Annotated in this window: 20 protein-coding genes and 1 tRNA gene; 8 read left to right on the top strand and 13 right to left on the bottom strand. The window is 58.2% G+C overall.

Annotated elements, in window-relative coordinates; genetic code table 11:
* Positions 1 to 63 precede the first annotated feature (63 nt).
* Positions 64 to 1,824, top strand: a complete 1,761-nt coding sequence (locus tag DWW73_RS05555; RefSeq protein WP_117564764.1) for a PTS lactose transporter subunit IIBC — start codon at positions 64 to 66, stop codon at positions 1,822 to 1,824.
* A gap of 173 nt (positions 1,825 to 1,997) precedes the next feature.
* Here the strand turns inward: DWW73_RS05555 and DWW73_RS05560 are convergent, their stop codons facing one another.
* Positions 1,998 to 2,999, bottom strand: a complete 1,002-nt coding sequence (locus tag DWW73_RS05560) for a LacI family DNA-binding transcriptional regulator (protein ID WP_117564763.1) — start codon at positions 2,997 to 2,999, stop codon at positions 1,998 to 2,000.
* A 283-nt stretch (positions 3,000 to 3,282) separates the two neighbouring features.
* Between DWW73_RS05560 and DWW73_RS05565 the strand changes: the two genes are divergently transcribed.
* From DWW73_RS05565 to DWW73_RS05580, 4 genes are all read left to right on the top strand, one after another.
* Positions 3,283 to 5,061 carry a PTS lactose transporter subunit IIBC gene (locus DWW73_RS05565; protein ID WP_117564762.1) on the top strand — a complete coding sequence of 593 codons (1,779 nt, stop codon included), beginning with the start codon at positions 3,283 to 3,285 and terminating at the stop codon, positions 5,059 to 5,061.
* 76 nt (positions 5,062 to 5,137) lie between these two features.
* Complete coding sequence (gene lacG / locus DWW73_RS05570; RefSeq protein WP_199407933.1) at positions 5,138 to 6,559, top strand: 6-phospho-beta-galactosidase; 1,422 nt, start codon at positions 5,138 to 5,140, stop codon at positions 6,557 to 6,559.
* Between the two features lie 297 nt (positions 6,560 to 6,856).
* Positions 6,857 to 7,123: a type II toxin-antitoxin system Phd/YefM family antitoxin gene (locus DWW73_RS05575; RefSeq protein WP_117564761.1), complete on the top strand. Its 267-nt coding sequence runs from the start codon at positions 6,857 to 6,859 to the stop codon at positions 7,121 to 7,123.
* The gene (locus tag DWW73_RS05580) at positions 7,113 to 7,418 is read left to right on the top strand and encodes a type II toxin-antitoxin system RelE/ParE family toxin (protein ID WP_117564760.1); all 306 of its coding nucleotides are present in this window, start codon (positions 7,113 to 7,115) and stop codon (positions 7,416 to 7,418) included. The genes DWW73_RS05575 and DWW73_RS05580 overlap by 11 nt, the downstream gene beginning before the upstream one ends.
* A 110-nt stretch (positions 7,419 to 7,528) precedes the next feature.
* Here DWW73_RS05580 and DWW73_RS05585 read toward each other — a convergent pair whose 3' ends face one another.
* The gene (locus tag DWW73_RS05585) at positions 7,529 to 8,293 is read right to left on the bottom strand and encodes a DeoR/GlpR family DNA-binding transcription regulator (protein ID WP_233502325.1); all 765 of its coding nucleotides are present in this window, start codon (positions 8,291 to 8,293) and stop codon (positions 7,529 to 7,531) included.
* A gap of 206 nt (positions 8,294 to 8,499) precedes the next feature.
* Here DWW73_RS05585 and DWW73_RS05590 point away from each other — a divergent pair, with 206 nt between their 5' ends.
* Complete coding sequence (locus DWW73_RS05590; RefSeq protein WP_117778976.1) at positions 8,500 to 9,552, top strand: aldose epimerase family protein; 1,053 nt, start codon at positions 8,500 to 8,502, stop codon at positions 9,550 to 9,552.
* Positions 9,553 to 9,878: 326 nt separating this feature from the next.
* Here the strand turns inward: DWW73_RS05590 and DWW73_RS05595 are convergent, their stop codons facing one another.
* A complete protein-coding gene (locus DWW73_RS05595; protein WP_117778977.1) occupies positions 9,879 to 10,361 on the bottom strand; it encodes a PTS sugar transporter subunit IIB in 483 nt (160 codons plus the stop codon).
* Between the two features lie 207 nt (positions 10,362 to 10,568).
* On the opposite strand from DWW73_RS05595, the gene DWW73_RS05600 reads away from it, so the two are divergent.
* Positions 10,569 to 10,644 (top strand) — tRNA-Thr (locus tag DWW73_RS05600).
* 208 nt (positions 10,645 to 10,852) lie between these two features.
* On the opposite strand, the gene DWW73_RS05605 is transcribed toward DWW73_RS05600, so the two are convergent.
* Genes DWW73_RS05605 through DWW73_RS05620 form a run of 4 tightly spaced genes read right to left on the bottom strand, consistent with a single transcriptional unit; the run spans position 10,853 to position 13,407 of the window.
* Positions 10,853 to 11,326 (bottom strand): YhcH/YjgK/YiaL family protein, encoded by a 474-nt coding sequence (locus DWW73_RS05605; RefSeq protein WP_117778978.1) that lies wholly within the window; start codon positions 11,324 to 11,326, stop codon positions 10,853 to 10,855.
* Between the two features lie 32 nt (positions 11,327 to 11,358).
* Positions 11,359 to 11,493: a hypothetical protein gene (locus DWW73_RS10370; protein ID WP_255413121.1), complete on the bottom strand. Its 135-nt coding sequence runs from the start codon at positions 11,491 to 11,493 to the stop codon at positions 11,359 to 11,361.
* A 37-nt stretch (positions 11,494 to 11,530) separates the two neighbouring features.
* A complete protein-coding gene (locus tag DWW73_RS05615) occupies positions 11,531 to 12,466 on the bottom strand; it encodes a hexose kinase (protein ID WP_117778979.1) in 936 nt (311 codons plus the stop codon).
* Between the two features lie 59 nt (positions 12,467 to 12,525).
* Positions 12,526 to 13,407, bottom strand: coding sequence for an aldose 1-epimerase family protein (locus DWW73_RS05620; protein WP_117772912.1), 882 nt, complete (start codon positions 13,405 to 13,407; stop codon positions 12,526 to 12,528).
* Positions 13,408 to 13,563: 156 nt separating this feature from the next.
* On the opposite strand from DWW73_RS05620, the gene DWW73_RS05625 reads away from it, so the two are divergent.
* Entirely contained in the window at positions 13,564 to 14,148 is a 585-nt protein-coding gene (locus DWW73_RS05625; protein ID WP_117778980.1) for a flavodoxin domain-containing protein, read from the top strand.
* Positions 14,149 to 14,223: 75 nt separating this feature from the next.
* Here the strand turns inward: DWW73_RS05625 and nagA are convergent, their stop codons facing one another.
* The 6 genes from nagA to agaV form a co-directional block, all read right to left on the bottom strand.
* Positions 14,224 to 15,393, bottom strand: coding sequence for an N-acetylglucosamine-6-phosphate deacetylase (gene nagA / locus DWW73_RS05630; protein ID WP_117778981.1), 1,170 nt, complete (start codon positions 15,391 to 15,393; stop codon positions 14,224 to 14,226).
* A gap of 118 nt (positions 15,394 to 15,511) precedes the next feature.
* Positions 15,512 to 16,678, bottom strand: a complete 1,167-nt coding sequence (locus DWW73_RS05635) for an SIS domain-containing protein (RefSeq protein ID WP_117640368.1) — start codon at positions 16,676 to 16,678, stop codon at positions 15,512 to 15,514.
* A gap of 114 nt (positions 16,679 to 16,792) precedes the next feature.
* Positions 16,793 to 17,524 carry a GntR family transcriptional regulator gene (locus DWW73_RS05640; RefSeq protein ID WP_117756828.1) on the bottom strand — a complete coding sequence of 244 codons (732 nt, stop codon included), beginning with the start codon at positions 17,522 to 17,524 and terminating at the stop codon, positions 16,793 to 16,795.
* Between the two features lie 185 nt (positions 17,525 to 17,709).
* Positions 17,710 to 18,792, bottom strand: coding sequence for a PTS system mannose/fructose/sorbose family transporter subunit IID (locus tag DWW73_RS05645; RefSeq protein WP_089572402.1), 1,083 nt, complete (start codon positions 18,790 to 18,792; stop codon positions 17,710 to 17,712).
* On the bottom strand, positions 18,782 to 19,582 hold the full coding sequence (locus tag DWW73_RS05650; RefSeq protein ID WP_089572403.1) for a PTS sugar transporter subunit IIC: 801 nt from the start codon (positions 19,580 to 19,582) through the stop codon (positions 18,782 to 18,784). The genes DWW73_RS05645 and DWW73_RS05650 overlap by 11 nt, the downstream gene beginning before the upstream one ends.
* A gap of 90 nt (positions 19,583 to 19,672) precedes the next feature.
* Positions 19,673 to 20,155, bottom strand: coding sequence for a PTS N-acetylgalactosamine transporter subunit IIB (gene agaV, locus DWW73_RS05655; RefSeq protein ID WP_089572404.1), 483 nt, complete (start codon positions 20,153 to 20,155; stop codon positions 19,673 to 19,675).
* Between the last annotated feature and the right edge of the window lie 20 nt (positions 20,156 to 20,175).

Genomic DNA, 20,175 nt, shown 5'->3' on the forward strand with positions numbered 1-20,175 from the left:
GGAGACCATATAGGTTTTCAACGTCCATGCCATTAAGATTTCATGCAAAGAGGAGCGTGAACTATGGAATCGATCGTTAAGTTCTTGGAGAAAGGTCAGCCGTACTTCGACAAGGTCTCTAAGAACATCTACCTTCAGGCCATTAAAGACGGCTTTTTGGCAGCAATGCCCATCATCCTGTCTTCTTCTGTCTTCCTGCTTATTTCGACCCTGCCGGGCGTTGTCGCCACGGTCGGCGGCTTTACGCTGCCCGACTGGTGGAACGTCGACGTCGTGAACTTCTGCAACAAGGTTTACAACTTCACGATGGGCGTCGTGGGCATCATGGTCGCCGGCACCACCGCAAGCGCGCTGACCGGCTCCAAGAACCGCCGCATGCCTGCCGGCAAGGCCATCAACGCCACGAGCACCATGGTCGCCGCCATGTGCGCTATGCTCATCTTGGCCGTTACCCAGACGAGTGCCAAGATCGACGGCGCCGATGTCTCGGTGTTCTTTACCGACAACATGGGCACCAAGGGCCTGCTGAGCTCCTTTGTCGCCGCATTTGCCACGGTCAACATCTATGCCTTCTGCATTAAGCGAGACATCACCATCAAGCTGCCCAAAGAAGTCCCCGGCGCCATCGCCCAGAACTTCCGCGACATCTTCGCCTTCAGCTTCTCCATCCTGTTTGTCGCCGTCATCGACGTTATCTGCCGCACCTGCTTGGCCGTCCCGTTTGCCAACGTCATCTCCACGCTGGTGAGCCCGCTGTTCGCCGCTGCCGATTCCTACGCCGGCCTCGCCCTCATCTGGTTCATGATCCCGCTGTTCTGGTTCATGGGCATCCACGGCCCCTCGGTCGTTAAGCCTGCCCTCAACGCCGCGCTGTTTGGCAACATCACCACTAACCTCGCCACGCTGCAGGCCGGCGGTCACCCCGCCCTCGCCCTGACCGAGAACTTCGGTAACTACATCGGCGAACTCGGCGGCACCGGCGCCACGTTCATTGTCCCGATCATCTTCCTGCTCTTTATGCGCTCCAAGCAGCTCAAGGCCGTCGGCAAAGCCTCTGTCGTACCCGTGATGTTCGCCGTCAACGAGCCGCTGCTGTTCGCCGCGCCCATCATCCTCAACCCGTACTTCCTGATCCCGTTCCTGTTTGCCCCCGTGGCCAACGTCCTCATTGGTAAGTTCTTCATCGACTTTTTGGGCATGAACGGCTTTATCTATGCCATGCCGTGGGCACTCCCCGGACCGATCGGCACCTTCATCGACACCAACTTCCAGCCGATCTCTCTGGTCCTGGTTGTCGTCCTGCTGGTCGTTGACTTCTTGATCTACTACCCGTTCTGCAAGGCCTACGACAACGTCCTGTGCAAGCAGGAGGCCGAGACCCTGGCCGAAGAAGAGGCCGAGGAGACCAAGACCGTCAAGACCGCTGACGCCCCCGCCGTTGAGGCTCCTGTTGTCGAGACCGCTTCTGCCACTGAGGCCTCCGCAGCTCCGTCCGCCCTTAAGGGCAAGGATCTGAGGGTTCTGGTTCTGTGCGCTGGCGCCGGCACCTCTGCACTGCTCGCCAACGCGCTTAAGGAAGGCGCCGACGAGCTGGGCATCGACATTACCGCCAACGCCGGTGCCTACGGCAGTCACTACGCCATCATGGACCAGTACAACGTCATCGTCCTGGCTCCGCAGGTTCGCACCTATTACAACGAGATGAAGGCCGACACCGACCGCCTGGGCATCACGCTGCTGTCGCCCAAGGGCAAACAGTACATCGACCTCACTAAGGATCCCAAGGGTGCCGTCGCCTGGATCGAGGAAAACCTCGAGGCATAAGACGCTGACACCACCTGCCGCTCGCAGACAATAAATGGCCCGTGCATCGATGTGTGATGCGCGGGCCATTTTGTTTAGACCGCACCCGTCCTCCTGTTCATCTCAATCTGTAACATCTAGCCGAGTTTTCGGGTCCCACCTGTTACAGATTTAGACGAGCAGGCCGAGCACGTCTACGCCCGCAGATCCCGCACGCTCGCGCGCTCGACCAACACACCCGAGACGAGCGTACGGCTTCTGGAGCTCGGGGCTTCCAGACCTGCGACGACCTCGTTAAGCGCACGGATGCCCAGCTCGCGGTGGCGAAACTTCACCGACGTCAGAATCGAGTTGGGAATCGTCTTGTAGAGCTCATCGTCGAAACCGATCACGGACACGTCGTCGGGCACATTGAGCCCTTTGTCACGTAGAGCCATCATCACGCCGTTTGCCATGCAGTCGTTAGCAGCGAGGACCGCCGTGCAATCGGGCTTATCGGCAAGCACAAGGCCCGCGGCATAGCCACTATCCGCATTCCAATCGCCTTGCAGAGGCTCGGGCGGCTCAATGCCACGCGCCTCGAGTGCCGCACGCCAACCTTTCATACGGCACTGACTCGACAGCGACTCTTTCTTACCCGAAACGAAGTACACGTTCTTGTGCCCGTGATTCAAGAAGTACTCGCACGCCATGCGCGCACCACCCTCTTGATCGTCACTGACGGTAGAGCAGGTAGGATGCTCCATCGGTGTGATAATCACCGTCTTGAGGTCTTTCGGAGCCTCGAAGGTATCAAAGTCATCGACCATCTGACGCAGGTTAAAGATCATGCCATCAACAGGCAGCTGCGACATCCTACGCGCCGCATCGGCAAGGGTCATCTTTTCCCCTGCGCGCTTCTTAATCATCGTGAGCGCAAAGCCGCGTTCTTCGGCGGCATCGGCGATACCGTCGATCATGTCCACGGCACCGCCCGACAAGTGGAACAGCACGACGCCGATGCACCCGTAACGGCCCAACTTGAGCGAACGCGCGGCAAAGTTGGCTCGAAACCCGAGCGCCTCCATGGCCGAATGAACCTTATCGCGTGTCGACTCTCGCACGCTATCGGGCTCGTTAATCACGCGCGAAACCGTCTTGAGAGAAACACCAGCGGCAATCGCCACATCATTCATTGAGACATTTTTCTTGTCCATCGTTGCCACTGCTTCTCCAGTCGGTTTTACATCGCTTGTTTTTGCGTTCTAGCATACACTACCTGCCTGACTGATAAATCAACCGTTTACCGAACAATATCGACCACTCACCCGTATATCCTTGTTGCTCTTCCAAAAATGTCTTACGTTGTCATTAACGAAATGACAACGTTGTCATTTCGCAATGCCTTCCTTAAACAGGAAGGTTTCCGGGCAGTCCTGACCATCCATCGACGACCAGTTCCATCCACATGCATCGCGCATCAAGTAGCAAAGGAGCTCTATGGACGCCATCGTAAAGATGCTCGAAAAGCATCAGCCGTTCTTTGAGAAGATCTCGAGGAACATATACCTCCAGGCCATCAAGGACGGATTCCTTGGGTGCATGCCCATTGTCCTCACCTCTTCGATCTTTCTGCTCATTGCCACCCTTCCCGGCGTAGTCGGCATCACGCTGCCCCAGCCGCTCATCGACTGGTGCAACAAGCTCTACAACTTCACCATGGGCGTCATGGGCATCATGGTTGCCGGCACCACCGCCAAGAACTTCACGGCATCCATGAACCGTCGTATGCCCGCCGGCAAAGTGCTCAACGACGGTTCCACCATGGTGGCCGCCCAGTGCAGCATGCTGCTGCTCGCAGTCACGCAGTTCACCACCAAGTTCAACGGCTCCGAACTTTCGGTCTTCGATTGCACCAGCATGGGCACGCGCGGTCTGTTCTCGGCCTATATCGCCGCGTTCATTACCGTGTGGGTCTATAAATTCTGCGTTTCGCGCGATTTGACCATTAAGCTGCCCAAGGAGGTTCCGGGCGCCATCGCTCAGAACTTCCGCGACATCATCCCCTTTGGCGGCGCCGTCATCATCTGCGGCATCATCGATGTCGTCGTGCGCAACCTCATGGGCGTTCCGTTCTCCGAGCTGCTTATCAAACTGCTCTCCCCGCTCTTCACCGCTGCAGAAACCTATCCTGGCCTTATCCTTATCCAGGCAGCCACCGCGTTCTTCTGGTTCATCGGCGTCCACGGCCCCTCGATCGTCCAGCCGGGCATCGACCCCATCCGTCTTGCCAACCAGGCCGAAAACCTGCAGGTTCTGCTGGCAGGCGGCCACCCCGCCCACTCCCTCACCTTTAACATGTCGCTCGTGGGTGAGTTCGGCGGCACCGGCGCCACGTTCATCGTGCCGCTTCTGCTGATTCTCTTTATGAAATCCAAGCAGCTCAAAGCCGTCGGCAAGGCCTCGATCGTTCCTGTTGCCTTCGCCGTCAACGAACCGCTGCTCTTTGGCGCGCCGATGATCCTTAACCCCTACATGCTCATCCCCTTTGTTGCCGCCGGCTGCGTCAACGTGAGTGTTGCCAAGTTCTTTATCGATAACGTGGGCATGAACGGCTTCTCCTTCGTGGTGCCTTGGGCTACCCCTGCCCCCATCGGCATCTTCATCACCACGAACTTCCAGCTTATTGCCCTGGTATTTGTCGCGATCATCATCTTGCTGGACGCCATCATCTACCTGCCGTTCTTGAAGGCATACGATAAGCTGCTCTGCGACCAGGAGGCCGAGCGCGCCGCCGAGCTGGGTCTTGAGTCCGATGGTGCTGCCGTCATCGCCCCCAACGCCTCTGCGCCCGCTGTCGAGCAGACTACCGCTTCCGTCGAGACGACCGCCGCTGCCACCGACAGCAAGCCTGTCGCCGATCAGCCCGAGCCTGCCGCCGACGCATCCGCCAAGAAGGATGTCGACGGCCTGAAGGTCCTCGTCCTGTGCGCCGGCGCCGGCACCTCTGCCATGCTTGCCAACGCCATCAAGGAAGGTGCCGCACAGACCGGAGAGAATATTGCTTCCTCCGCAGGCGCCTATGGTCAGCACACTGCCATCATGGATCAGTACGACGTTATCGTGCTTGCCCCGCAGGTCCGTAGCTACTACAACGACATGAAGGCCGACACCGATCGTCTGGGCATTAAGCTGCTCGCCCCGCGCGGTAAGGAATATATCGACCTTACCCGTGACCCCGCTGGCGCCATCAAGTGGCTCCGCGAGAACCTCGACTAGTTACCTCCCTCTGTTGGTGCCCGAATCCCCAGTTCGGGCACCTCTCCCTATTCGTATCCCACAGAAAGGATGACTCATGACCAACCCCATGCAGTTCCCCGACGGCTTTGTGTTTGGCGGCGCCACCGCTGCTTACCAGGTTGAAGGCGAGACCCGTACACACGGCAAGGGCAAAGTGCCCTGGGACGATTTCCTGGCTGCTCAGGGTCGCTTCTCCCCCGATCCTGCAAGCGACTTCTACAACAAATATCCGGTCGATATCGACCTGTGCCAGCGCTTCGGCATCAACGGCATCCGTGTCTCCATCGCCTGGAGCCGCATCTTCCCCAACGGCACTGGCGAGATCAACCCCGAGGGCGTCGCCTTCTATCACGAGCTCTTTGCCACCTGCAACAATGCCGGCGTTATCCCCTATGTCACGCTCGATCACTTCGATACGCCCGAGGCCTTTTATCAGGACGGCGGCGAGGGCTTCCTGACGCGCACGACCATCGATGCCTTCGTCGAGTACGCCAAGTTCTGCTTTGCCGAGTTCACCGAGGTCAAGCACTGGTTTACCTTTAACGAGATTCCCGCGACCGCCGAGGGCAGCTTTATCGTCGGCAACTGGCCGCACGGCGAGAAGTATCGCTTGGACAAGGCCTTCCAGCTCATGCACAACATGATGGTGGCCCACGCCAAGGCTGTCGTCGCCTTCCATGAGGGCGGCTTTGAGGGCGAGATCGGCATCGTCCAGAACCTGGAGCCCAAGTATCCCCTCAACCCCAACAGCGCTGCCGACTGTGAGGCAGCTCGCATGGCCGACGTCATCAACAACCGCTGGGTACTCGACGCCACCTTCCGCGGCCACTATGCAGCCGACACCATGGAGGCTGCGACCAAGCTGGCCCATATCGCCGGCGGCGAGCTCGACGTCCGCGATGAGGACATCGCCGCGCTGACCGCCGCGCTCCCCTACAACGATTGCCTGGGCGTCAACACCTACAAGTGCCAGTTCCTGCGTGCCGCCGAGGGCGAAAACGACATCAACCACAATGGCACCGGCGACAAGGGCTCCTCGCGCTGGTTCCTCAAGGGCGTGGGCGAGTCATGCGTGCGCGAAGGCGTTCCCACCACCGATTGGGACTGGATCATCTATCCTGAGGGCTTGTACGATCTGCTGCTCCGCATTAAAAACGATTACCCCAACTACAAGAAGATCTACATCACCGAGAACGGCATGGGCTATAAGGACGACTTCGAGGACGGCTTTATCGACGACGCCCCTCGTATCGACTACATGCGCCAGCATCTCGCGTGGATCCTCAAGGCAATCGACGGCGGCGTGAACGTCGACGGCTACTTTGTGTGGTCGCTGCAGGATCAGTTCTCCTGGACCAACGGCTACAACAAGCGCTATGGTCTGTTCTACATCGACTTTGAGACCCAGAAGCGCTATCCCAAGGCGAGCGCGTACTGGTACAAGAACGTCGCAGAGACCGGCCTGCTCATGGCCTAGTTTCCACCGCATACCCCCTGTCGGCCGCATGCGAATCCCTCCGCGGGTTCGCATGCGGCCTTTTTTATTTTGGCTCGGTCCGAACAGGCCGTTTGTCTCAATCTGTAACATCTAGCAGGGGTTTTCGGCCCTACCTGTTACAGATCGAGACAAACGGGTAGCCCGAAGCAGAATATCTCGATCTGTAACATCTAACCCGGTTTTCTACTCCCAACTGTTACAGATTGAGATAATCCAACGACGCCGACGTTTTAACATACCGTGGTACAATTGTGTCCCGACGCAAAGGAGGTACCCATGTCAGCTTGTGTGCCCGTCCGAGATATGAAGGACACTGCTGCATTCACCACGCTTGTTGAGTCTGAGCGCGACGTCACCGTAACTAAGAACGGCTACGAGGCCATGCACTGCATCAGCAGCGACCAGTATCGCCTCATGCAAGAAGAAATCGCCAAGGCAAAACTGCTGTCTCGTATGATGTTGGCAGAAGACGAAATATCGCAAGGCGACTACAGCGACTACGAATCCTTCGCGGCTTCGATACGAGACAAATATGACCTATAACGTCGTAATCCTCAAAAGCGCACGATATGAGTACGAGAGTATTGTCGGATACCTTGCTCAAATCCTCAAGAATCCGCGTGCAGCGGGCAATTTTGTCGCTGAGTTTGAATATCAGCTTGATCTGCTTCGCGAGCAGCCGCTTTTACGTCCCCTCTCGCACATGCAAGAGCTAGCGGCACGTAATTACCGATCGTTTCCCGTCAACAACTACGTGTGTCTATACAAGTTTGAGCACGAAACAATCTATATCGCCCACATCTTTCATCAGTCACAGAACTACGCCCGCCTGGTCTAGCCCACAAGCTGAATACCTGGCCCGAGCGCATATGCATATCATTCTGCGCGTCATTGTGAAGCGATAATCCCCGCGCCGGCAGAGGACAGAAGTATCGTCTGCGGCGTTAGCTAGCAGATGACCTGCGTGTGCTCCTCGATGGCGGCGCGGTCCTCGACCGAGATACCCGGCTCGCACACCACGGCATCCAGGCTGTCCAGGCGGCAGAAGGTGTAGAAGTCGCGCTTGCCGATCTTGCTGGAGTCGGCGATCAGATAGCGCGAGTCGGCCTTGCTAAAAGCGAGCTGCTGGATACGGCCCTCGTCCATGTTGGACGTAGACACGTCGCCATCCAGAATGCCGTTGGCGCCGATAAACGCCGCATCGATGCCCAGCGCACGCAGGGTATCCTCGGCCGTCGGTCCCACAAAAGCGGCGGTGCGGCGACGGTACATACCGCCCACGAGGCACAGCTCGCAGTCTTCGCGCGCCTCGAGCAGGTTAAACACCGAAAGCGAATTGGTCACAATGCGCAGGCGAAACGTCGGCAGCATCGAGGCCATCTGCTCAACCGTGGTGCCCGTGCCCAAAAAGATAGTAGAGCCCTCCTCGATAAGCTCCACAGCACGGCGTGCGATCTGCAGTTTTTCCTCGGCATGCTTGGTGCGCTTTTCGCTGTGCGAATACTCATGGCGCAACATAGCGTGGGGACGACCCTGCGCACTGCGGGCGCCGCCGTGCACGCGCTCGATCTCACCCAGACTCGCAAGTTCTTCGAGGTCGCGGCGAATCGTCATGTCCGAAACGCCCAGCGCATCCGAAATCTCCTTGACCGAGACCGTGCCCTGCTCCTCGAGCAGCTGACGAACCTTATCCTGTCGCTCTGCCTTAATCACGATGAATCCTCGCCGTTCTCTGCGCGCATATCATTCAAACAGTAACGAACAAATTGTATCAGACTCGTACGCGTCAAAAATGAACGCCCACGCAGCCCTAATCATCACTTTTTTGAGAAAAATACCCCCTGCTTTAGTGGGGTGTAGTGATAATCTTGCCTGTTCGCGCTACAGTTTGTCCGAAATACCTCGATGTTAGGAACTAAATGATCACTTCCGAGCTTTTCGGCACCGCGCCGTGCGGTACCCCCGTTCATCGCTACACCCTCAACGGGCCCGAGATCTGCGTTCGCATTATGGACTATGGCGCCACCGTGCTGGGCATCGACGTGCCCGACATCCCCGGCAACGTGCGTGATGTGGTGCTGGGCTTCGATAAGCTCGAGGATTACTTTGACAACCCCGCCTGCTTTGGCGCGACCATCGGCCCCGTGGCAAACCGCATCGCGGGCGCCACGATCACCATCGCCGGCACGGACTGGCATATGCCGGCCAACGAAGGTGTCAACAACCTGCACAGCGATCTTGAGCACGGCCTGCACAAGCGCGTGTGGGATGTTGAGCTCGACGAGGTCCACAACGCCGTGCGCATGACCACCTCGCTTGAGGATGGCGAGCTGGGTCTCCCCGGCAACCGCACCTTTACGGCCGTGTTTACCGTTACACGCACCGGACGTTTCCGTATCGAGTATGGCTGCGAGAGCGACCGCGCCACCTACGTGTCCATGACCAACCACACGTACTTTAACCTTGCCGGTCATAACGCCGGCATGGACTGTGAGCACTTCTTTGTTGCCAACGCTGCCCACTACCTGCCCATCAACGAGCAGAGCATCCCCACCGGCGAGATTGCTCCAGTCGAGGGAACTCCGTTTGACTTTCGCGAGTTGCGCCCCGTCGCGCCTGGCATGGAGGCCGACGATCCGCAGATTAAGCAGGCCCGTGGCTACGACCACTGCCTGTGCATCGATGGCTATCAGTACGGACGTAATCTGCGCCGCGCGATGCACGTCGAGGAGATGTGGACCGGTCGTGAGCTGGACTACTACACCACCGCCCCGGGCGTGCAGCTCTACACCGGCAACTGGCTGGGCGACGAGCACGCCAAGGACGATGCCAACTACGGCTGGGGCGCTGGCTTTGCCCTCGAGGCCGAGATGTACCCCGACACACCACACCAGCCGCTGTTCCCACAGGGCATTGTGGGCCCGGGTCACCCCTACAGCAATGTGATCGAATACCACTTTATGAGGCACTAAGCCCATAACGCAACATATCGCACAGCAGCGCCCGCCGGCACCACCGCCGACGGGCGCTTTTTCATCTTTTAGGCTCGTTTTTTCTGTGACTGTATGAGTGACATATCAAAACTATGCCCATTTACTACGTTTAGCCCGGGATGCTCGACCATGCACCGGTTTTTGTTACATTTGTGAGCAGTATACCTGCGGTTTTGTTTATCTCAAATTCAACATGCTCGACGATAGCCAATCAAACGTAGTAAATGGGCATAGTTTTTGACAGGCGGCATCGCGCGCATCCCTCGCAAGGGCAAAATGATCCGTTTTCCTCCGTCCCCAAGGGATCAGTTGAACAGATTGCCAATGGGGTCGGGGGCGGAACTGGGGAGATAACGGATTTCTAGCTCTATGCCGAGCTTTTGCAACTCTTTGAAGGCGGCAATGTCCGTATCGTCTACGGCAATGGCAGGCGTTGCAGAGCGCTTGCCCTCCCTCGCCCGCATATGGCCGATGCTGATCTTGGTTATTGGCACACCGCCCTTAACCAGCGCGAGTGCATCCGTGGGTGAGGCCACCATGATCAGAATCCATTGACGCGGCGTTGCAGAATGTATGACGTCGATGGCCTTTTGCACCGAGAAAAACCGCGTCCAAACGCCTTCTGGCGCCGCCACCCTCATGGGTGCCCATTGGCGCGAATCCGCCGCGATCTCATCGTTGACGATTAAGACAAGATTGGAACCCACGGCTTCGTTCCACAGCTCAACGTCTTGCCCGTAAATGAAACGGTCATCGATACGCGTGAGAAGGATCTTGGGTTGAGCCATGGCTGCCCCATTCTGTTTGAGACCCATACGAGCGGGACGTCGGCCACCAACTCAACAGCAGGTCAAGTACCAAATGGGCACTGCAGACATCACGCCTCTAATATTAGTGCATTTAAAGTGAGAAAAGCCGTCAGAACACTTGCGCGGATGTGCGATGTCCCGTATCATAAACAGCCGTTGACGTCTCAGTTGCGTCATCACATGGCCGCCAGCGTAGCTCAGTTGGTAGAGCACCGCTCTCGTAAAGCGGGGGTCACCGGTTCGAGCCCGGTCGCTGGCTCCATTGCACAAGATAGCCGCCTTCGGGCGGCTTTTTTGTTGCCGATTTCGGGCGCACATCCGCCAATCCAAGCACAACGCCGCCGGCAACTCCCCTACTCAACAAAAAGCCCCGCCAACCGCAATCCCCAAAGGAACCGCGATCAGCGGGGCCCAAGCGCGCTCCTCAATGGAATCACGCCATCAGACGAGCAGCTCAGACGAGCAGCGCGTTACTCCTCCCAGTAAGCGTCGGCAAGCAACTTAAAGCAGATCTTCTTGACCGGCTGTGCGCCATCTCCCGGGAACTCGAGCGTGGGCATGTGGGGCTCGCCGGCAACGAACAGCGCGAATTTGTCGTCGGCAAGATCGCCGGCGATCGAGGCGTCGGAATCGACCAGGTCGTAGTCGTCCTTCTCGTCAAACTCCTGGACCAGCGTCAGGCTGCCCGTGGCAACCTTAAAGGCCTCACGACCCTCGACGTCAATCTGCAAGTCGTGATAGCGCTGATGCGTCTCGTAGTGAGCCTCGGCCTCGGGACGCGTCGTGGGAGCCATGACGTTCGCAAAGACCTTGTCGCCCAGAATCGGATGGCTGCCGACCTCGAGCTCCGCCGGGTCGTTCTCCTCGAGCCAGTCAATCAGCACGTCGAGGCCCTTGAGCATTCCGCGGTATTCCTCGATATCGCCCAGTGCACCGTAAATCATCTAAATCCCCTCTCGGATCGTTTCTTTGGCGGCTACTCGGCAAACACGTTACCGACGCTGTTGCCACCCACATACGTCTCGACCAGGCTAAGGTCGGGATTGAACACGACAAAGTCGGCGTCGCGCCCCGGCATAATGCTACCGCACTTGTCATCGGCTCTAACCACAGGCAAGCAACCGATACCGGGGCCGCGGCACAAGCTCTTACAGCTCGGTCACGACAACGCCGTTGTAGACCTCGTCCCAACGATCCATAACCAAGTGGCCAGTCATGGGATCCATGGCGTTGAGCTTGCCGCAGGTGTTGGCGGTACGCAGCACCGTCTCGTCATCCGCGCCGGCTGCGATGGCGTGCGCGAAGCCCGCGATAGTGGAGTCGCCAGAGCCCGTAGCGTTAACGGCGGGGATATCGGGGGTCTTGGCGCGGAATGCACGGCCGTTATGGAAGCCAACGGAGCCGGCAGCGCCCATGGATACGACGACCCAGGGAATATCGGAGAAGCGAGCATCCGAGGCGAGCGCGGCGCGGAGCTCGTCCACATCGTCGGTGGTAAAGCTCGTGCCCAAAAGGCCGTTAATCTCGGTCAGGTTAGGCTTGACCAGCTCGGGCTTGACCTCAGACTTGAGCGCAGCCTCGAGCGAAGCACCCGAGGTATCGAGCAACACCTTGGCGCCGGCGTTCTCGGCAATGCCCGTGATCTTGGCATAGTAGTCCGCCTCGACACCGCGGGGCAGCGAACCCGAAATGGTAACGACAGCGGCCTTGCTCGCAAGCTCGGTAAACTTGGCGGTAAAGGCATCGAGCTCCTCGGGGGCAATTGTCGGGCCGCTCTCGAGCAGCTCGGTCTGGTTGCCGGCATGAAGGATATTGAGGCAGATGCGGGTCTCGCCCTTGATGGGCACAAAGTCGTTGTTAATACCGTTGGCGTCCATGAGCTCGGCCATGTAGGCGCCCATGTGGCCGCCGAGCAGACCGGTTGCCACAACGTCGTCGCCCAGCTGGCCCAACACACGGGCCACGTTGAGGCCCTTGCCGCCGGCGGTCTTTTCGGGCGTCACACGGTTAACGTCGTCGATAATGAGCTCATCGAGCTGATAGCGCGTATCGACAGACGGGTTCATCGTAACGGTGAGGATCATTTTTAGCTCCTTATCTCGCAGGCTCCTTGTGCCTCGCGATACGAGTCGACAAAACGGAATTACAGAATCTCAATCGTGAACGAGCGAACGATGGTCTCCTTGGGCTTGGCGACAAGGCAGCCGCGCTTATGCTCAAGTACGTCGTCCTCATCGGAGCAGGTCGAGAGGCCGCCCCAGGGTTCAACTGCCACAAAATCGCCCTCGGGCTTACTCCACACAATGAGGTACGGAAAGCCCTCAAAGCTCAGGCGGACGCCCTTGTCCTCCCCCTTCTTGGAAAGCGTGACCTGACGACTCTCGAGTACGTCAAAGATGGTCTCCGCAAAATCGAAGAGCTCGTGCGACAGGGGCAGCGTCTTTCCCACCATGGGGTTCTTGGAGCGCCTGTCCACATCAATCAAGCCAGTCGAAGGAACGGCGGTGCAGAGCTCCGCAGCCTCATCCTTCTCAAAGCGCAACTCGTAGTCCGTATAGGCCTCGCCCTCATCGAGCGGGCACCTAAAGCCGGGATGCCCACCGATAAAGAACGGCATGTCCTCGGTTCCCTCGTTGGTCACCTCATAGGAGACTCGCACGGCGCTGTCCTCGAGCGTATAACGGGCGACGAGCCTAAACGGATACGGATAATCGCTCAGCAGCGCGGCGTTATCCTCCGAAGCCAGGCACATAGCCAACTCGTTCTCACCTTGGCTCAGCAGCTTCCACTCCTGCTTGCGCGCAAAGCCGTGGCGAGCGAGCTTTACATGATGCCCGGCAAACGTCATGGCGCTGTTGTCGCGCAAGCCTCCGCAAATCGGGAAGCAAATCGGCGCCTGGCCGGACCACACGGTGGGATCACCCTGCCACAGATACTCGCGACCGTCGGCCTCAATCGAGGTAAACGAGCCGCCGGCCGTAGACACCTTAATAGAAATCGAATCGTTGGAGAGAGCGTATTCCATTGCCCATCCTTTCGAACAACTGCTTTTTGCTCGCAAGTACCCGTCTCGGCCCTGACCAAAGGACAAACCCGCACGCTCATCGATGTGTCCGGTATCCCAGCCATGCAACGGGGTACCATATAGACATTGATGCAATTACAGCTGAAAGGCGTTCTTATGCGAACCATCATCCTCTATGCCTCACGCCACCACGGCAATACGAAAAAGCTCGTGGACGCCATCGTTGAGGCGCACCCCGAAATCGATACCCTCGACGTCAAGGCGCTCGGTAAAAACGAGTACCCCGACCTGCACGAATACCATCTGATCGGCGTCGCCACGGGCATTTATTACTCCGAGATCGACAAAGATATGGCGCGCGTGCTCACTAACGTGCTGCAGCCGCAGGACAAGGTGTTTGGCCTTATGACCTACGGTGGCAAAAACAAGTGGTACGGCAAGGATATCGATGGCATCTGCCGCATGAGGCAGGCCATCTTTATGGGTGTCTACGGCTGCCCCGGCTTTGATACGTGGGGGCCGTTCAAACTCACCGGCGGTGTCCAAAAGGGGCACCCGACCGCTGAGGAAATTAAGGGTGCCGTCGACTTCTTCGAAAAGATCGAAGACGAGTATGGAGACATCATCGTCGAAGAGTACGCCAAGCGCGAGAAGCGCCTAGCATACGAGAAGGAGCATCCTGCAGGAGGCCTGGTGGCCGGCGTTAAGCGTACGGCAAAGAAAATCGCTAGCAAGCTGTAACTGTAAAGGTGCTGTTGAGCGTTTAACCCGTACGGCGGGTCCGAGCAGATTCGGGCCCGCCGTCTTTTTCTTTCGTTACTCGGTAAAGGCGTTGCCGACGCTCTGGCCGCCAACATACGTCTCGACGAGGGTGAGCTCATGGTCGAACACGACAAAGTCGGCGTCGCGACCCGGCATGATGCTGCCGCACTTATCCTCGATGTGCGCGGAGCGTGCCGGCACCTCGGTTGCCATGCGAATGGCGATATCGGCGCTGGCGATGCCCCAGTCGACGATGTTCTTGACGCCCTGGGCAAGCGTGAGCACCGAACCGGCAATGCTCTTGCCATCGGCGAGCCAGCACAGGTTGTCCTTCATGATGACGTCCATGCCGCCGCTGGTGTAGCTGCCCTCGGGCATGCCGCCGCAGCCCAGGCAGTCGGTGATGAGTACCGTGTGCTGCCAGCCCTTGGCCTGCAGCAGCGCCTTGATGGCGGCAGGGTTTACGTGCTTGCCGTCACAGATGATCTCGGCGTAGGTCTCGGACGTGGACATAGCAGCACCCACGACACCGGGCTCACGGTGATGCAGCCCGCGCTGGCCGTTATAGGTATGCGTAAAGCAGCTGGCACCGGCGTTGATGGCGGCGATGCACTCATCGTAGGTGGCGTCGGAGTGACCGATGCTGGTCACCACACCCTTGGCGTTCAGAGCAGCCGCATAAGCAGCGGCACCGTCGCGCTCGGCCGCCATGGCGCTCTTAACGATGCGACCGCCCGCAGCCTCCTGCCACTGATCAAAGACCTCCTCGGAGGGATCGATAAGATAAGCGGGGTTCTGCGCGCCCACGTGCTTCATGGTAAAGAAGGGGCCCTCCAAGTAGATGCCCTGAATGTGAGCACCGCAGAAGTCGGGGCCGCGGCCTTCGTCAGCCTGGGCGATGGCGGCGCAGGCGTCCTTGATCTGCTCGACGCCATCGGTGAACGTCGTGGGCAGCCAGCTGGTGGTACCGCGACGGGCGAGCTCGGTCGAGCTGATATCGATGCCCTCGGGGTCGTTATCGGTAGTCGAGTGGTTGTAGAAGCCATGGATGTGAGTATCGACCATACCCGGTGCGATCCAGGATCCCGTGTAGTCCTTAATCTCGCAAGAGGGCTCGTCGGCCTGCCAGGCGCCAAAGACGCCATCCTCGACCATAAGATAGCCGCCCAGTTGCGGACCTGCCGGCAAGAAGAACTTGTCAGCCTTAATTGCGTACGTGCTCATATGCACTCCTTGCTTCTAAAGCAGTTGACCGTGGTGATACTTATACCCGGTTCAAGTAAAAACAAAAAGCGCCCGCCCGCCGTTATGAGCGGACGGGCGCCCTTACAGGGGGACGCGATTAAGCGGTGAAGGGGTGAATCGTCACGCCCTTAACCACGCGGTTGACCGTGCCGGTGGGGCTCGGCGTATCGGGCGTGTTGCCCACGCGCACGGAGTTGAGCAGGCTGATGGCCTGGGCAAACATCACGAACGGCAGGGCGAGGTAACCCTCGGGGAGCGCCTCATAGCCCTTAAAGGTGAAGGACTCACCCTCGTAGACAGTAGCGCCATCCTGCTGAACGGCAACGGTATGCTGAGCGATCTTGTCGCCACCGATCTCGTTGAGGATGTCGATGTCGTACTGACGGGTGTAGGCGTCGTTGTTCACGAATACGAAGACGAGCGTCTTATCGTCGACGAAGGACTTAGGTCCGTGACGATAGCCCATGGAGGTGTCGTAGGAAGTGGCAACCAGGCCATGAGCAAGCTCGAGGATCTTGAGCTGGCTCTCCTGAGCAAGGCCGCCAAAGGAGCCGGAACCCAAGTAGGTCACGCGGTTGAAGTCGCCAGCCAGGTAATCGGCAACCTCGGACTCGCGAGCGATGACCTCCTCGCCCATCTTGGCGATGGTCTCGACCCACTCGGCCTTCTGCTCGTCGGAAGCCTCGTCAAAGATGAGGGTAGAGAGCAGGGTCATGCAGGTGTAGGAACCGGTCATGGCGAAGCCCTTGTCGTTGGCGCGCGGGATGAGCAGCGTCAGCGCATTGGGGTCATCAGCGGACTCGACGGCGAGCTTACCCTCGGGAGCGCAGGTGATGTTGAGGAACTTGACGTTGTGGACGAGCTCCTTGGCAACGGCAACGGCGGCAAGGCTCTCGGGGCTGTTGCCAGAGCGGGCAAAGGAAACCACGAGCGTGGGATCCTCGGCGCGCAGGAAGTCGCGCGGTGCGCTCACGATGTCGGTCGTGGCGATGGGCTTAAAGTCGTAGAGATCAGTGTTGCCAGCGTGACGCAGATACGGGGCGCAGGTATCGCCAACGTAGTCGGACGTACCGGCACCGGTGAAGACAACGGACAGACGGCCTTCGCCCATAGCGCGAGCCTCGGCCAGGAAGGCCTCGATGGCCTCCTTGTTCTCGCGATAGATGTTGAGCGTATCACGCCAAAGCTCGGGCTGCTGAGCAATCTCGGCCGTGGTGATCTGGGCGCCGAGCTCGGTGAGCTCCTCGACACTCTTCTCGAACATTTCTAATACCTCTCTCTAGAAGTAATCCTCTGACGTGCAATTATACACTTCGGTTGGTTATCTGGTAGTAACCAGTTAAATACAAACAATCATCATATGGAAACGGTGCAGACACTAGTCGCTACGCTGGTGGTAAACCTTGTATTTAAACTGATCGGCACGAGCAACCGAGAGCGTATACTCCACAACCTCGTTTGACTCGTTATACGTAGTCCTAACCAAATCGAGCACAGGCGAGCCCTCGACAATTTCCAAAAGGTGGGCATCGGTGGGACGGGCTATGCTCGCATAGAACTCCTCTTCGGCCACGCGTATCTTTTGCTGAAAGTCTTGCTCAATCACATCGTAAAGCGGCTTACGCTCCAGCAGCGGTCGCTTTAGGGATAGAAATTGACGAACCGGTAGATAGCTGCGTTCGACCATCATGGGCATGTTGTCGGCAGAACGAAGGCGCTTGAGCTTAAAAATGCGATCACCGATACGCAATCCCATATGCTCGGCCAGATTCTTATCGGCCTCCATCTCGCAAAACTCGAGAATCGTGGTCTCAGGGACACGACCCATCGCGCGCATCTGCTCGGTAAAGCTGTAGGACTGCATAAGATTGGTTGCCTTTGCCGAACGGTCGGTCACAAAGGTACCGCGACCGTGCTGCCGAACCACCAGTCCTAAACGCTCCAGTTCCTGCAGAGCCAGGCGTACCGTAGTGCGCGAGAGACCATAGCGCTCCGAAAGTTCGCGCTCGGAAGGAATCATGTCACCGGCGCGATATTCATGGTCAATCTTTTCGGTCAGAATATCGACCAGCTGATCGTACAGCGGTTGCTTACGCGCTCCGATCGCCATCCTATCCTCCCTTTTGCTCGAATTCGGCTAACCACCTAGGGTGTTATGCATTATCTGTCTGCCACACCCGAATCAACAAGAAAACAAAAGCCGCGCGCTCTTTCGAGCACGCGGCTTTTAACATACACATGGCTTAAGGGGTCGGGGTGTGAGCCGCGTAGGGACACACCCCTCAAGCTAGAGCCTTACCAGATGCTCGGCCAGAGACCAAGCGGGCCAGCGCCCAGGATGCCCAGGACGAAGAGCAGCAGAATGCCCTTGGTCGGGGTCCAGCTGTGCTTAGCGAACATGTAGTAAAGCAGCAGCGTAAGCATAAGCGGAACGAGCTTCGGGACGATGGTGTTGAGGGTGTCGGCAACAGAGAAGTTGACCGGATCCTCGGTGACGGTAGCGTAGGTCACGGACTCCATGCCGTTGCCCAGATCGGCGACGCCGCACTTGACCTCGTTGCCGTCGGCATCGACGGCGGTGAGGGCGTTGCCGTCCTCATCGGTCATGGCGATGGTACCGGCCTCAGCGGTCTCGGTATCGATGCCCTCCATACCGGTGAAGTTCTCGGCCTCCTTCTCGGAGACGATCACGGTAGTAGGGGCAAGGCCACGGGTGGTGCCGTTGGGGATCTGGAGGTTGATCTGGGTGCCACCCATGGTGACGACCAGGCAACCGACGACGAAGACGCCCATGATGGAAGCGGCACGCGTGAAGGCCTGCATGTTGGCGGTCAGAGCGTCAATAGCGCTGGTGCCAAGCTTGTAGGACCAGTTCATGAGCCAGAAGCGCAGTGCGAACTGGACGACGTTGAAGATCACCAGGAAGATGATCGGCGCAGCGGCGTTGCCGTTGATGGCCATGTTGGAGGTGATGCCGGCCGTGATAGGCACGAGCGTCAGCCAGAACAGGGCGTCACCGATACCACCGAGCGGGCCCATTGCGGCGACGCGGACGGCGCGAATCGTGGGGATGTCAACCTTGTTCTGCTCGAGCGAAAGCACGATGCCCATAACAAAGGTGACGAGGAACGGGTGAGTGTTGAAGAACTCCAGGTTGTGGCTCATGGAAGCCGCGAGGTCGTTCTTGTTGGTGTGGATCTTCTCCAGACCGGGGATGATGGAGTAGAGCCAACCAGCGGCCTGCATACGCTCGTAGTTGAACGAGGCCTGCAGGAAGCAGGAACGCCAAGCCATCTTGTTGAGGGTCTTCTGGTCGAGCTGCGGAGCAGGAGTGAGATCCTCGTAGTGCTCCGGGATCACATACTCATTAGATGCCATCTTCGAAGTCACCTCCGTCAGAAACAGCTGCACCCTTCAGCTCGGTCTGCTGCTGGAAGTCCCAGAAAGCGATGCCGAAGCCGATGAGAGCGAGGATGAGCAGAGCAGGGGTTGCCAGAGAATCGTTGGCAACGGTGATGAGCGCGAGGCCAAAGCCCATGAGGAAGAAGCCCCACATATCGCGGTTCATCATAACCTTGAGCAGGACGGCGAAGCCGACGAAGCGCATCATGCCGCCTGCAGCGGAAAGACCGGTCTGCAGCCAAGTCGGGATGGCGGAAGCGATGGTCTGACCGATGGTGGCGCCAGCGATGAAGAACAGGGTGACGACGACGGCGAAGATCAGGCCGAGCAGAGCCATGGCGAAGTAGTTCAGACGCTCGATACCCTTGGTGTCAGCGTTGTGAGCCATGTTGTCCGCAGAGGACATGAGCGGCGACATAAGCGTGAAGACCAGGGTAACGCCGAGCTGACCAAGCAGAGCGAACGGAATGGCAAGGCCGACTGCCGCGTTGGGCTCGAGGCCCGTAGCGATAGCGAGAATGGCTGCCATGATGCCGCCGATGACGGCGTTAGGCGGCTGAGCGCCTCCGATCGGCATGTTGCCGATCGTCATGAGCTGATAAGTACCACCCACGAGAAGACCGGTGTTGAGGTCGCCAAGGATAAGACCGATGACGGCGCCGGTGACGATGGGCTGATAGAGAGACTCGAGGAAGTTGAACTGGTCGATTGCCGCGACGAACGTGACGATGAAGACCAGAGCGACCTGGATGATCGAGTATTCCATCTTGCTCCTCCTTTCAAAATGTATGTACGCACTTTGGATTTCACGTACAGAGTGTCAGGGTTTCACTCCTGACAACGTGGATCACGAAGACTACGAGAAGAGCTTGCTCGTGTCCTCAACAGGCGTGCTCGGAACGCGCCTGATCTCCAACTCCACCCCCAATTCCTGCAGCTCTTTAAACGCAGCGACATCCTCGTCGTTAACTGCGACGGAGGTGGCGACTTGGCGCTTTCCTTCCGACATGTGCATGTTGCCGATGTTTACCTTCTTTATAGGCACACCGCCCTTGACGAGCGTAAGCACGTCTTCCGGTGTTTCGGCCACGATGAAGATCTTCTGGCGCGGGCTCGCCTTGCCGATGACGTCGATGGTCTTCTGCAGGGAGAAGAAACGCGTAGCGACGCCGGCGGGAGCGGCCATCTTCATGAGGTTCTGGCGCATGGTGTTGGTCGACACATCGTCGTTGGCGACGAGGATAAGGTTGGAGCCCAGGGTGGAGTTCCACTGGGTAGCGACCTGACCATGAACCAGTCGGTTATCGATGCGGGTAAGAAGAATGTTGGGTTCTGCCATGTTGATCAGCTTCCTTTCGT

Source organism: Collinsella sp. AF16-8, from assembly GCF_003462695.1.
GTDB lineage: Bacteria > Actinomycetota > Coriobacteriia > Coriobacteriales > Coriobacteriaceae > Collinsella.